General features: G+C 61.3%; 7 protein-coding genes. 6 read left to right on the top strand and 1 reads right to left on the bottom strand.

What is annotated here, in order from left to right:
* The first annotated feature begins 202 nt into the window (after positions 1–202).
* The 3 genes from AC0QUY_RS20190 to galE all read left to right on the top strand — a co-directional run bounded on the left by AC0QUY_RS20190 (position 203) and on the right by galE (position 5,723).
* Entirely contained in the window at positions 203–1,573 is a 1,371-nt protein-coding gene (locus AC0QUY_RS20190) for a UDP-glucose dehydrogenase family protein (protein ID WP_475388085.1), read from the top strand.
* A gap of 817 nt (positions 1,574–2,390) precedes the next feature.
* The gene (locus tag AC0QUY_RS20185; RefSeq protein WP_475388084.1) at positions 2,391–4,643 is read left to right on the top strand and encodes a coiled-coil domain-containing protein; all 2,253 of its coding nucleotides are present in this window, start codon (positions 2,391–2,393) and stop codon (positions 4,641–4,643) included.
* Positions 4,644–4,676: 33 nt separating this feature from the next.
* Complete coding sequence (gene galE / locus AC0QUY_RS20180) at positions 4,677–5,723, top strand: UDP-glucose 4-epimerase GalE (protein WP_475388205.1); 1,047 nt, start codon at positions 4,677–4,679, stop codon at positions 5,721–5,723.
* Between the two features lie 357 nt (positions 5,724–6,080).
* Here the strand turns inward: galE and AC0QUY_RS20175 are convergent, their stop codons facing one another.
* Complete coding sequence (locus AC0QUY_RS20175; protein WP_161850280.1) at positions 6,081–6,974, bottom strand: LuxR C-terminal-related transcriptional regulator; 894 nt, start codon at positions 6,972–6,974, stop codon at positions 6,081–6,083.
* A 670-nt stretch (positions 6,975–7,644) separates the two neighbouring features.
* Between AC0QUY_RS20175 and AC0QUY_RS20170 the strand changes: the two genes are divergently transcribed.
* The 3 genes from AC0QUY_RS20170 (at position 7,645) to AC0QUY_RS20160 (ending at position 14,108) form a co-directional block, all read left to right on the top strand.
* A complete protein-coding gene (locus AC0QUY_RS20170) occupies positions 7,645–8,325 on the top strand; it encodes a sigma-70 family RNA polymerase sigma factor (protein WP_475388083.1) in 681 nt (226 codons plus the stop codon).
* 580 nt (positions 8,326–8,905) lie between these two features.
* Entirely contained in the window at positions 8,906–13,735 is a 4,830-nt protein-coding gene (locus AC0QUY_RS20165; protein ID WP_475388204.1) for an NAD-glutamate dehydrogenase, read from the top strand.
* Positions 13,736–13,763: 28 nt separating this feature from the next.
* Positions 13,764–14,108 carry a hypothetical protein gene (locus tag AC0QUY_RS20160; RefSeq protein WP_475388082.1) on the top strand — a complete coding sequence of 115 codons (345 nt, stop codon included), beginning with the start codon at positions 13,764–13,766 and terminating at the stop codon, positions 14,106–14,108.
* The last annotated feature ends 151 nt before the right edge of the window (positions 14,109–14,259 follow it).

Raw genomic sequence — 14,259 nt, 5'->3', positions numbered from 1 at the left:
CTCCTGGCACAATGCAGCGTCGGCCTACTCATTTCGAACGGAGGGACCATGCGAGCTCCGTTGGTCCTCGGTCCTGCCATGATGAGGGAATGCGTTGTGCCGAATGTGAGACATTACACTACCTGAATGCGCAAGCCATGCGGACGCCTCTCGCGAGGCGGAGTCAAAGCGATCAAATCACACCTCATGGGCAGACACTGACATGCGCATCGCGATGATCGGAACGGGCTATGTGGGGCTGGTGTCCGGCGCCTGCTTTGCCGATTTCGGCCACCGGGTCACCTGCGTGGACAAGGATGCCGGCAAGATCGCCGCGCTGCTTAGAGGCGAGATCCCGATCTTCGAACCCGGCCTCGACGCGCTGGTCGCCTCCAACGTCAAGGCCAGCCGGCTCGACTTCACCACCGACCTGACCGTGCCGGTCGCTGAGGCCGACGCCGTGTTCATCGCGGTTGGCACGCCGTCGCGCCGCGGTGATGGTCACGCCGATCTCAGCTATGTCCACGAGGCCGCCCGCGAGATCGCGGCCGCGCTGACCAGCTTCACCGTGGTCGTCACCAAATCGACCGTGCCGGTCGGCACCGGCGACGAGGTCGAGCGGCTGATCCGCGAAGCCAATCCGTCGGCCGATGTGGTGGTCGCCTCCAATCCGGAATTTTTGCGCGAGGGAGCGGCGATCCGCGACTTCAAATTCCCCGACCGCATCGTGGTTGGCACCGACGACGAACGCGGGCGCAAGGTGCTCGGCGACGTCTACCGGCCGCTGTCGCTTAACCAGGCGCCCGTGATGTACACCGCGCGGCGCACGGCTGAGCTGATCAAATACGCGGCGAACGCCTTCCTCGCCACCAAGATCACCTTCATCAACGAGATCGCCGATCTCTCCGAAAAGGTCGGCGCCGACGTCCAGGACGTCGCGCGCGGCATCGGGCTCGACAACCGCATCGGCTCGAAGTTCCTGCATGCCGGCCCGGGCTTCGGCGGCTCTTGCTTTCCCAAGGATACCCGCGCGCTGGTCAAGATCGCGCAGGATCATGATGTGCAGCTGCGCATCGTCGAAGCCGTGCTCGGCGTCAATGACATCAGAAAGCGGGCGATGGCGCGCAAGGTGTCGAACGTCGCCGGCGGCCTGCGCGGCAAAACGGTCGCGGTGCTCGGCCTCACCTTCAAGCCCGACACCGACGACATGCGCGAAGCGCCGTCGATCCCGCTCGTCACTGGCCTGCTCGACATGGGCGCCATGGTCCGCGCGCACGATCCGGCCGGCATGGAGCAGGCGCGCAAGGAACTGCCCGACATCGCCTATTGCAAAGACCCCTACGCTTGCGTCCGCGGCGCCGATGCGCTCGTGATTATCACGGAATGGGCGCAGTTCCGTGCACTTGATTTCAAGCGCTTGAAGCGCGAAATGGCGCAGCCTGTGATCGTCGATCTGCGCAATATCTATCGACCCGACGATATGGCTGCTCTCGGCTTCATCTACGAGAGTATTGGGCGGCGCCGAACAAGCGCGATCCACTTGGTAGAGGGCGGCCGAGCTAGATTGGCACCTCAAGTCCGGCGACGACACTAGCGTTTGACGCCAATACATTCGCGGATGTGGCCACCCTTGCTCGACCAGGCATCGCCTCGACTTTCGGGCTGAGCGGCGGCGCGAACGAAGTTTCAAAGAGACGCCGAAGTCATTCGGATCGACCTGCCTGAACTCGCCAAGCTCAAGAGATATGAACTCCGGACCGCGGCAATCATCACGCTCTGCCACTGATCACTGCAGCTCCACAGTCGAATCAGCAACATTCCGACGGCCTGGGCAATTATTGGGTAACTAACATGGTCCATTGAGCCGGGGCAGTGCTGGACTAAAATTCGAAGCATCCGGTCGAAATGCTTGTCACAACGAGCGGCTTTCATGCGAGTTCTCGAACTCGCGCCATGATGAATCCAAACAGGCCGTGTCGCCACGCGAGAGGTGATTGCAGATGGGTCGCGCGGTCATTCTCACCGAGCAGATGAATGCCGCCTCCGGTATCGCTGGCGCGTCGCGAAACGATGCATATGAGACGCTGTTTGCGCGGAAGGCAAAGCGGCGCCCACCCACGCAGGGACGATCTGCGAACCCGTGGATAGCGGCGGCTATACTCGCGATGACATGGACATCGGAAACCCAGGCTTCCCCGAAACAAGCGCGACACCCGGCTGGTGCTCAACACGCGATGGCCGCCCGCAATTTCGCTTTCGGAATGGCAGGTTATGGCGGCTTCGAGATCTTGCTGTCGAGCAGCGGCAGAAACGAAAGATCGGTGCAGGTTGCGCAAGCGGCGACTAGTGATGCAGGTCGGCCTCAGGAACGAGAATACGGCTGGACGGAGACACTATCCCGCGAACTCACGATGGCGAGGCGCGATATCGAGTTGCTGCAACGTCTCGAGCTGGAGCGCGATCGGGCCGAGTGGCTGGCGCAGGACCTTGCGGCTGCTCGGCGCGAAGTCGAACTCCAAGGCGCACGGGCGACGAAAGCAGTTGAGGAAGCGTCCCGGTTGAAACAAGCGGAGGCGAGGGGCGGTACGGAGTCGGAGACATTTTTGCAGCATGAGCGCGAGCGGTCCGCGCGGCTCGAGCAGGATCTTGCGGCGTCGCGGCGCGACGTCGAGACCCAAACGACCCTGGCGGCGAAAGCAAGCGAGGAAGCTTTCCGGCTGAAACAGGCAAGGGGGAGCAGCGAAGCAGAGCTGCAGACGTCTCTGCAACAGGAGCGCGAGCGGTCCGCACGGCTCGAGCAGGATCTTGCGGCGTCGCGGCGCGACGTCGAAACTCAAACGACGCTGGCGGCGAAAGCGAGCGAGGAAGCTTCACGGCTGAAACAGGCAAGCGAGAGCAGCGAAGCGGAGCAGCATAAGCCCCTGCAGCAGGAGCGCGAGCGATCCGCGCGGCTGGAGCAGGATCTTGCGGCGGCGCGGCGCGACGTCGAAGCCCAAACGGTATTAGCAGCGAAAGCGAACGAGGAAGCATCCCGGCTGAAACAGGCAAGCGAGAGCAGCGAAGCGGAGCTGCAGAAGTCGCTGCAACAGGAGCGCGAGCGATCCGCGCGGCTGGAGCAGGATCTTGCGGCGGCGTGGCGCAATGTCGAAACCCAGACGGCACTGGCGACAAAAGCAACCGAGGAAGCGTCCCAGCTGAAACAGGCAAGCGAGAGCAGCGACGCGAAGCTGCAGAAGCCTCTACAGCAGGAGCGCGAGCGATCCGCGCGGCTGGAGCAGGATCTTGCGGCGGCGTGGCGCAATGTCGAAACCCAGACGGCACTGGCGACAAAAGCAACCGAGGAAGCGTCCCAGCTGAAACAGGCAAGCGAGAGCAGCGACGCGAAGCTGCAGAAGCCTCTACAGCAGGAGCGCGAGCGATCCGCGCGGCTGGAGCAGGATCTTGCGGCGGCACAGCGCGACGTCGAAGCCCAAACGGCATTGACGGCGAAAGCAACCGAGGAGGTGTCTCGGCTGAAACAAGCAAGCGAGATTAGCGAAGCGGAGCTGCAGAAGCCGCTGCAGCAGGAGCGCAAGCGGGCCGCGCGGCTGGAGCAGGATCTTGCGGCGGCGTGGCGCAATGTCGAAACCCAGACGGCGCTGGCGACAAAAGCAACCGAGGAAGCGTCCCGGCTGAAACAGGCAAGCGAGAGCAGCGACGCGAAGCTGCAGCAGTCCCTGCAGCAGGAGCGCGAGCGGTCCGCGCGCCTGGAGCAGGATCTTGCGGCGACGCGGCGCGATGTCGAAACTCAGACGGCACTGGCGGCAAAAGCAACCGAAGCAGTCATGCGGGCGAAGCGGGCTGCGGAAGCAGATGCTGCCGAGCTCAGGAAATCGATGCAGAAGGAGCGCGAAAGGGCCGACGCACTTGCGCAAGGCCTTTCGATGACGCGCAGCGCACTTTATGCATATGAGGCCCGCACCCGCAAACTCGAAGACGAGACGGCCGAGCTCAAGAAAGCGGCGGCAAACGGCGCGCCGTCGCTTCGCAAATCCGCACAGGAAGAGCGCGATCGGGCGGCGGGGCTGGAACAGGATCTCGTAACCGCACGTCGCGATCTCGAAACGCAGGCTGCCTCGGTGGCCAGGGCGAGCGAGGAAGCCGCGCGGACGAGGCAGACGGCAGAGCGCGACCTAGCCGCGCTGCGCAGTTCATTGCAGCAGGAGCGGGCCAGGTCCGAACAGCTCGAACGGGACCTCGCGCTTGCGAAACAACCCGCGCCCAATGCTGGGACGGTCGGCTCGACTGCGCGGGACAGGGCTGCGGATAACGCGAAGCCGGTCGCCGACCGGATACGAGCGGCGGGCGTTCGGGGCGATGCCCAGGCCAATTCCAATGTCAATTCGAAGGAGGCCGCGGTGACGGCAGGGTTGCTCGCGCGCGCAACCGCGCTGCTCAGGCAGGGAGACATAGGCGCTGCACGGATTGTGCTGGAGCGCGCCGTCGAGATGGGCAGCGCCCAGGCGAGCTTCTCGCTCGCAGAAAGCTATGATCCCTCGATCCTTGCCAAATGGGGAACGTATGGGACGCGAGGCGATGCGACAAAAGCGCAAGACTTCTATGCGAAAGCCGACGCCGCAGGAATCAAGGAGGCGAAAGCGCGGCTTGAGGCGCTGCGCCGGTAGCATCAATTTGAGCGATACGGGAAAGTGTCCGAGATGATCTTAGTGACCGGAGGCGCCGGCTACATTGGTTCCCATGTGTCTGTCGCGTTACTTGATGCCGGGCTCGATGTCGTCGCAGTCGACAATCTCTCCAACAGTAACAAAGCCTCGCTCGAACGGGTGCAATCCATCTGCGGCCGGCCGCTCACTTTTTGGCGCGCCGACATCCGGGATGAAGAAGCGATCTACGAGATACTGTGTGCTTGCGAAGTGACCGCGGTCATCCATTTGGCAGGGCTGAAGGCCGTCGCCGACTCCAACGCGGAGCCGATGACCTACTACGAGAACAACGTCCTGGGAACGATGCGGCTCTTGTCAGCCATGAAGAGAGCAAGCGTGAAGACGCTTGTCTTTAGTTCGTCCGCAACCGTCTACGGGGTTCCCGCGTACCTGCCGCTCGATGAGAAACATCCCCTCGGACCGACAAATCCATACGGTCGCACGAAGTTCTTTATTGAGGAAATGCTGAAGGATCTCTGCAAATCCGACCCTGACTGGCGGATCGGCATCCTGCGCTACTTCAACCCGGTTGGCGCGCACGATAGTGGGCTCATCGGAGAAGACCCGGTCGGCATTCCGAACAATCTCGTGCCGTTTGTGGCGCAAGTGGCAGTTGGAAAGCTTGAGAAAGTTCGGGTTTGCGGAAACGACTTTGACACTCCAGATGGTACCGGCATCCGCGACTTCATTCACATCGTCGATCTTGCATCCGGGCATTTATGCGTTTTGAACCACCTGAAGCAGCCCGGCGTGCTGACGGTCAACCTTGGAACGGGAAACGGCTACAGCGTTTTCGAGGTGATCAGGACATTTGAGGCCGTGAGCGGTAGGTCTGTTCCGTATGAAATTGGCGAGCGTAGGACCGGCGATGTCGCCACCTGTTATGCCGACCCGACATTCGCGGAAAGGACGTTAGGTTGGAGATCGGTGCGATCGTTGGCGCAAATGTGTGCGGATCATTGGCGTTGGCAATCGAAGAATCCGGACGGCTATCGGGGTGCGCAATACCAGACGAACAAACTGAAGTTCAGGGTCGGGTAGAATGCGACCAAAGAGGTGATTGGCGCTACCGCAGTAGCGATGGCGCGGATGACGATACACGGCTGCAACTGTGACTGAAAAACACGATCGGCCGATGGGGCCACAGAAAGCGTAGACGTCGCGGCAGCATGGCAGGGCAGCGTGGCAGCGAGATATCGTCCAATATGCCAGGTATGATTTGTCAGTCAAAGCTGGAGATCGCGCCCAGCTACAGCCGGAAACGTGGCTACCCCCACTGCGATGCGGCTTCGGGACCTCGCTGGCAACCGACCAGCACCGCGCTGTAAAAGCGATTCGATTGGCACGTCTCGATCCGCGCCGGCACAAGGCGCGCAAGGCCGTCGGCGCCTGCTCCGCCTATTTGCCGAGCCGCACCACTGCATTAGGTCTTCGGCTGATGTTCTTGCGCATCAGGCTGATACCAGGAACCTTGACGTGACTTGCCTGGTGATCGATCGCTTCCAGGTGCTCGGGTCCTTCGATTTGCTTGATGTCTGAGACCATCTCGATCGAACTTGGCAATTGTTCGCATGTATTGGAGTCGCCATTCGTCGGTCGCACCAGTGAACCGTTGTTCATCCCCCAAATTGCCGCTTGGGTCCGGTTCTGGACGCGGATCTTGCGAAGGATCGCTTTGACGTGGACCTTCACGGTCGCCTCCGCGATATCGATCTTGCGCGCGATGGACTTGTTGGAGTCGCCCGCGATCAGGCATTGCATGATTGACTTTTCGCGAGGGGACAATTGTTGCGTAATGCGGTCCGTCGTGAAGGCGATCGCCCGATCATTGTCAATGCGCGGCTCGGCCTTGGCGAAGTGGTCGCCTTCAGAGTCGAGAATGGACGACATGAATGCCGGCGGGAAGATTGTTTCGCCCATCATCACCAGTTCAATGGATTTGATGAATACATCGCACGTCATGACGTCGATGAAATAGCCGCTGGCGCCCGCCCGAAATGCCGAAACCATCTCGTGTAGCCGGTAGTGATCGGCCACGACCGCAATGCGCGCTTTCGGATGCCGCTCCCGCAGGAGCTCGATTTGTTCAACCGCGGATTCGAAGTCATCGCCCGCATGGACAATGAGAACCAGCGATGGATGTGATTGGAGTTTGCTCGGCGACAAGTCATCTATGCATGACACCGATGCGAGGGTGCGAAAATTTGCCGCGCTTAGTATTCTGGCAATTCCCTCTCTGATTAGAACGCTTTTCCCGACGATGAACGTTGCAAAACCTTGCCGCCTCGGCATTGTACTCTCCCAGCCTTTACGCAAAATGACAATTTCGAAAAACGGGTTGAATTCTGGAGCCTTGAATTAGCGGGTTTTTTGCTCGATTGAGTTCTCTTCTCCGTTGCTCTGTTTCTGGAATTTTGACTGCTTCAGTCGGGTAGAATTGTTTCTCCTTTACAACATGCGGTTGGATTTTGAGGGCCTGAAAAGTGAATAAGCATTTGCGAATGTTAGATTCGAATTAGCGCTATCCCTATATACCTTTGGTTATAGGCCTTCAGGATACGCGGAGTATGCCGTTCGTAATGGTTAACGGCGTTTCGCGGTGCTGCAGGCGACATTCTCTGAGCGAGTAAAGCGTGGAAGTCTATTGCGCGTTGTAAAATTTCGATCGAAGCAGCCACGTACCGGAAGTTGATCCGCGCGCTTTGAAAGTGGAAAGCCGTACTTGCCCGCAGTTCTACCGTCCCGCAGTTCTACGGGTGCCTTCATCTTCCAGGATTGTGCAAAGTGCCTTGGAGAACCGCCCGCAAGGCGAAGCTAACCTCTCGCCGGCTTCGTTTATTGCGATGCGGCATTGGCCATGCCATCATGGTAAGATATGCTGTTGCGGCATCGAGCAGGGGTGAAATGAACTAAGCGTGGGGGCGCGGGGTTTAACTTTGGGGGACAGGCTGAGGACTGCCCAGTGCGTAGTATCACTACCGTGATTGCGGATCGGCACCCCGTGGTTTTGAAGGGCTTGAGCAACGTGCTTGGGGCCCACTCGGATTTCAAGATTGTTGCATCTTGCACCGATGGTCCGCGCTGCGTCGAAGCAATCCGGAAGTTCGCGCCGGACATGGCTATTCTCGACGGCTCGATGCCCGGCGCGACCGGCTCGGAGATTCTGTCGATCGCAAGTATTGAGAATCTTTCCACGCGGTTCGTCTTTTTCACCTCAGCTGAAGTGGAGCGTGAACTGGTCATGTTAGCCCCTGCCGACGGTTTCAGCCTCATCTCAAAGGATGTGACGCCTGAAATCCTCGTGCAGTCGTTACGCCAGGTTGCCGGAGGCCGGCGGCTATTGCCGCTGCCTACAACCGATCAGACGGTCCTTCGCGAGCAAAGCGCGATCACGGAGAACGCACTCGCTGTGCTGACGGAGCGGGAGCGCCAGATCATGCGGTTGGTGTCCGAAGGACTGTCGAACAAGGAAATTGGCCGCCGCCTGAATATCAGCAACGGCACCATCAAGGTGCATCTTCATCACATTTTTCAGAAGCTTGAAATCAGCAACCGGACGGTACTCGCTGCCATTGCGATCTCGCAGGATGACGGTGCGGGTCCTGCCCCGGAACATGAACCGTCTCGGATTCGTCGCAGCTAGCAACGAACGTAGAGCGAGAGCAAAGCCTTGTTGGCAAGGTGCATTCGGTTCGTGCAAACCGCGCTGATCAGTTTTCGTCAGTTGAGGAAGATACTTACTTTGCAACTCACGCGATCGAGAATTCCCTAACCCGCTCTTTCGTCATGTGGAAAATAAGCAACTTGCCATGCTCATTCCATGGCTGTTCTGCGAACCGGAAGCGCAACTAGTCTGCCAAGCCGAAGCTGCGATAGCGGTGATGCGGCTCTGGGTGGCTGCTTTCCGCGTAGCCCGCGACGGCGAAGCGTGGTGCGCCATGAGACTACATAGCGAACACATATCTAATTGAAATTACTTTGGATTTCGCGCGACTCGGGTCGAGCCGGCGGTCGTCAGGCTGATTGGGCCCTTGCACTCCACTGTAGGACATTTCGGCATGCGCGCCACGACTTCGCGCGCCTTGGCCGCCCGGGGGTGGTAATATCAGAGTTGCGAGACCGGAGATTTCGCGCCGTGGGATCGCGGTCAAGACAACGGCGCTCGAAGGGGGTACTCCAGGATCGTGCTGATGATCGCGATTGCGGTCGGACGTTGCGAGAAAATGGAGGGCGCTATGGAAGCGTGGCGTGACGACAAGGCCCGGGCAACCCTGATCCGCGATGCGGCCGGAAGCATGCTGCTGGGGAAGGCCCCGCGGACTTTTGCCGAGCTGCTGTTCGGTCACACCAATAGCGAGGATCTCGCCGGCTACGATGCCACCTCGTTAGCCTTTCTGGCCCAGCAGGCGTGGCAACATGTGCAGCGTCGCACCGCGGGTCACGCCGATATCCGCGTTGTCAATCCGATGATGCCGGATGGCCGCGAGATCTCCGTGCTCGAAATTCTCAACGACAACATGCCCTTCCTGTTCGATTCCACCCTGGCGGAACTCACCGAGCAGGGCATCGAAGTCACCCTGGTTGCTCACCCGATCATCGCCGTGGAGCGCGACGAGCAGGGCCAGCTAATCCGCTTCCATGGTGAAGTACTGCCGGAAGGAGCAAGGGGCGCGCGCGAAAGCCTGATCCATCTCCACATCACCCGCCTGGACGTCGAGGCCGACCGCCAGAAGCTGGTCGACGGCCTGACCAGGACGTTGAACGATGTCCGCGCCTGCGTCACTGACTGGAAGCCCATGCGTGCCCGCATCGAGGAGGCGATCAGGACCTTCTCTTCCAATCCGCCGCCGCTGCCGATCGACGAGGTCGCCGAAGCCAACCAGTTCCTGCAATGGCTGTGCGCAGACAATTTCACCTTTTTGGGGCTGCGCGAATACCGCATCGCACCCGAAGCCGACGTGTCTGACGACGTTTCGACCGGCGAAGGCCTCGGCATCTTGCGAGATCCCGATGTGAAGGTCCTGCGTCGCGGCAGCGAAATGGTGGTGATGACTCCGGAAATTCGCGAGTTCATGCGCGAGCCAACGCTGCTCATCGTGACCAAAGCCAACGTCTCCAGCCGCGTACATCGCCGCATCCGGATGGACTATGTGGGCATCAAGCTGTACACGCCCGATGGCCGGCTCGAGGGCGAATTGCGACTTGTCGGCCTTTTCACCTCGTGCGCCTACACGCGCTCGGCACGGCAGATCCCTTATGTCCGCCACAAGGTGGAGCGAGTGCTGCAGCGCGCCGGCTTCGACCCGAACAGCCATTCGGGCAAGGCGCTCATGCATATTCTCGAAGAATATCCGCGTGACGAACTGTTCCAGGTCGACGTCGACACCCTCTACAATTTCGTCATGGAGATACTGATCCTCTACGAGCGCCCCCGCGTCCGGGCGCTGTCACGGGTGGACAAGTTTGATCGCTTCGTCTCCATCCTCGCCTTCATTCCGCGCGAGAAGTACGACACCGATGTGCGTACACGTGTCGCAGACTTCCTGGCGCAGGCCTATGAGGGAAGGCTGGCGGCCTCCTATGTGTCTTTCCCCGAAGGATCGCTTGCTCGCGTCCACTACATCATCGGGCGTTATCAAGGCGAAACGCCCGTCGTCGAACGCGCGACACTCGAAGCCGGGATCAGCGCCATTGCCGCGACCTGGGCCGACAGGCTCAAGGTTGCGCTCACTGCATCGACCGATGGCATGCGCGCGCGCATGCTCGCCAACCGTTATGCGCAGGCCTTCGCCGGTGGCTATACGGAGGTTTTCAGCGCGGAACGAGCGATCGCCGACATCGCCGTCATCGAAAAGCTCACGGCAACGCGTCCGGTGGCGATTTCGGTTCACCGCAACGAGGGCCACGACGAGCCCAGGCGCTTCGGCCTGAAGGTCTTCTCGGACGCCGCACCGCTGTCGCTGTCCTACCGCGTACCGGTGATCGAGAATCACGGCCTGCGCGTGGTCAACGAGCGGACTTATCAGATCGTGCCCGGCGCCAGGCAGGCGGCGGTATGGCTGCACGACATGACGATCGAGACCAGCGACGGCCAGCCGATCGAGATCAGCCCGGAATTCAGTCATCGCCTGGAAGCCTCGATCATGGCGGTGGTGCGCGATCGCGCCGAGTCCGACGGCTATAACGCGCTGATCCTGCGCACGGCCCTGGGTTGGAGGGAAGTCTCGGCCATCCGCGCGCTGTCCCGCTATCTGCACCAGATCCGCGCACCGTTCACCCAGGACTATATGTGGGAAACCCTGCGCAAGAACGCCGCGATCACCGCCAACCTCGTCGCGTTGTTCCAGGCCCGCTTCGACCCGCGCCTCGCCTTGACGGACGCGGAGCGGTCGGCACGCGAGACGGCCCTGCTTGCCGAGATCGAGGAGCAGCTCAAATCCGTCGCCTCACTCGATGAAGACCGCATCCTGCGCCGGTTCACCAATCTGGTGCAGGCAACCATCCGCACCAACCTGTGGCAGGTCGGCGAGGACGGATATCCGCGTCCGGTGATCTCGTTCAAGTTCGACGCGCGCAAGATCGAGGACCTGCCGGCTCCGCGACCGCTCTACGAGATTTTCGTCTATTCGCCCCGTGTCGAAGGTATTCATCTCCGCTTCGGCAAGGTGGCGCGCGGTGGCTTGCGCTGGTCCGACCGGCCGCAGGATTTTCGCACGGAGATCCTCGGCCTGGTCAAGGCCCAGCAGGTCAAGAACGCCGTGATCGTTCCCGTCGGCGCCAAGGGCGGTTTCGTTCCCAAGCGACTGCCGCCGCCCTCCAATCGCGAGGCCTGGCTGGCCGAGGGCACCGAAGCCTATCGCATCTTCGTTCGTACGCTGCTCGAACTCACCGATAACCTCGACGGCGACATCATCGTGCCGCCGGACTCCATCCTGCGGCATGACGGCGACGACCCCTACCTCGTCGTTGCCGCCGACAAGGGGACCGCGACCTTTTCCGACATCGCCAACGCGATCTCGGCCGAGAAGAACCATTGGCTCGGTGATGCCTTCGCCTCCGGCGGCAGTCAGGGCTATGACCACAAGAGGATGGGGATCACGGCGCGAGGAGCGTGGGAGGCGGTCAAGCGTCACTTCCGCGAGCTCGGCACTGACATTCAAACCATGCCCTTCACCGCGGTCGGCGTGGGCGACATGTCCGGCGATGTCTTCGGCAACGGCATGCTGTTGTCGCCGGCGACAAAGCTGGTGGCGGCTTTCGATCATCGAGACATCTTCCTCGATCCTGCGCCCGACCCGGCGAGCAGCTTCGCCGAACGCAAGCGCATGTTCGAACTACCGCGCTCGAGTTGGCAGGACTACAACAAGTCGCTGATCTCGCCAGGCGGCGGCGTGTTCTCGCGCTCGCTCAAGGCGATCCCGCTCCCGCCGGAACTGCGGACCCTTCTCGATATCGACAAGCCGCAAGCGACGCCTTTCGAGGTGATGACCGCGATCCTGAAGGCGCGCGCGGACCTTCTGTGGTTTGGCGGCATCGGCACCTATATCCGTGCATCGGGGGAAAGCGACGATCATGTCGGCGATCGCGCCAACGATCCAATCCGCATCGCGGGCGCGGATGTCCGTGCCAGGGTGATCGGCGAGGGCGCCAATCTCGGGGTCACCCAGCGCGGCCGCATTGAAGCGGCGCAGAAGGGCGTCAAGCTCAATACCGACGCGATCGATAATTCGGCCGGCGTGAACACGTCCGACGTCGAGGTCAACATCAAGATCGCGTTGGCGCGCCCCGAGCGCGAGGGACGCCTGACTCCTGGCGACCGCAACAGGCTGCTCGCCGCGATGACCGAGGAGGTCGGCGCGCTGGTACTGCGCAACAACTATCTGCAGACGCTGGCGCTCTCCCTCGCCGAACGGAAGGGCCTAGCCGAAATCGGCTTCCTCACCCGCCTGATGCAAGCGTTGGAACAGCGCGGGCTGCTTAGCCGCGCTGTTGAATTCCTGCCCGACGACGCGGTGATCGCCGAACGCACGAGGCGTGGTGCGCTCCTGACGCGGCCTGAACTTGCCGTGTTGCTCGCTTACGCCAAGCTGACGCTCTACGATGACCTGCTCGCCACCGGAGTACCCGACGATCCTTATCTCGCCCGTGAGCTGTCCCAGTATTTTCCGCGCGAGGTCCAAGACAAATTCCCGACAGCGGTGCAATTGCATCGGCTGCGGCGGGAGATCATCGCGACCAATCTCGCCAATGCCGTGATCAACCGCGGCGGCCCGGCCTGTGTCGTACGCCTGATCGATGAGACCGATGCCGATATCCCGACGATTGTTATGGCCTATGTGGCGGTGGATGAATGCTACGGGCTGAAGCGGCTGAATGCCGCGATCGATGCGCTCGACACCCGCATCGATGGGCAATTGCAACTTACCCTTTACGCGGCGATTCAGGATCTGCTGCTCTCCCGCATGGTCTGGTACGTGCGCAATGTCGATTTCAAGGCAGGTCTCGATGCCGTGATCGCACGCTTCGGCCCCGGGATCCGGCAGATTGCCGCCGGGCTCGACGAGACCCTGCCGGAGGGCTTGTTGGCCGGGCGCACCAAGCGGCGGCAGGACCTGATCGATGCCGGCGTGCCGGCCGACCTCGCCGCCGAGCTTGCTGCTCTCGATGCCCTGGTCCCGGCACCGGATATCGTAACCGTTGCGGAGCGCACCAGCCGGGCCATCGGTGACGCCGCCACGACCTTCTTCGCCGCCGAGGCCGATTTCAGCCTCGATCGCATCATCGCCGCCGCGCGTAGCGTACCCGCGACCGATAATTACGAACGTCTCGCCATCGATCGCGCCGTCGACCAGATCGCGGCTGCGGAAAGAACCCTGGTCGCCAACATGCTGGCAACCGGCGAGTCCGGCCCGCAGGCCGTTGCCAGCTGGCTCGCCGCTCATCCTGAAGCGACACGCATCCGCCGCTTGGTCGAGGAGATCGCGGCCAGCGGCCTGACGCTCGCCAAGCTGACGGTGGCGGCCAATTTGCTGGGGGACCTGGTCAGGGGCTGACGGGCAGGCACGGCAGAAAGGGTACCCAATGATCCGCGCTACTTGCCATACCGCCGATAATATCCTGTGTGTCGAGTTCGATGCCACACCATGGTTCAGCGAGGCCGATGCTCCAAGCATTGTCGATTTGGCCCAACGAGGGTGGGCCAGCACAGCGATCGCAGAGTCCGTGGAGCACCGACGAGGATACGAACGCGTCCATGACCTCGTCGAGTACGCGGCGAAGCGCCTCCAGCTAGAATCCCTGGAGGATCCGACCTGGGAAACATTCGAGTGTATCGTCGATGGCTCGGAGGCTGTGGCCTGGCTCGAAAAGAACCGGCCTGATGTCGTGGCAGGAATCCCGCGGGTAACCGGCGATCGTTGGCATTGAATGGTGCCCCTGGCCGACAATTGCCTAAAGCGCGATGGCATTAGGTTGATAGCCTGAATTTTTGAGGTAGTTGGCGCATTCTTCGGGTGTGAAGGCGTCGAGGGCCTCACCGATGGCGGTGCAGACCGTATCGACGGTTCGGGCGGCAGCC

It is taken from the genome of Bradyrhizobium sp. WYCCWR15520, assembly GCF_056174665.1.
This window is presented reverse-complemented; position numbering and strand designations above follow the sequence as displayed.

What these genes read in the sequence shown, in the direction of transcription:
- AC0QUY_RS20190 (WP_475388085.1), top strand. Translation starts at nt 203, where the DNA reads ATGCGCATCGCGATGATCGGAACGGGCTATGTGGGGCTGGTGTCCGGC.
- galE (WP_475388205.1), top strand. Translation starts at nt 4,677, where the DNA reads ATGATCTTAGTGACCGGAGGCGCCGGCTACATTGGTTCCCATGTGTCT.
- AC0QUY_RS20175 (WP_161850280.1), bottom strand. Translation starts at nt 6,974, where the DNA reads ATGCCGAGGCGGCAAGGTTTTGCAACGTTCATCGTCGGGAAAAGCGTT.
- AC0QUY_RS20185 (WP_475388084.1), top strand. Translation starts at nt 2,391, where the DNA reads ATGGCGAGGCGCGATATCGAGTTGCTGCAACGTCTCGAGCTGGAGCGC.
- AC0QUY_RS20165 (WP_475388204.1), top strand. Translation starts at nt 8,906, where the DNA reads ATGGAGGGCGCTATGGAAGCGTGGCGTGACGACAAGGCCCGGGCAACC.
- AC0QUY_RS20160 (WP_475388082.1), top strand. Translation starts at nt 13,764, where the DNA reads ATGATCCGCGCTACTTGCCATACCGCCGATAATATCCTGTGTGTCGAG.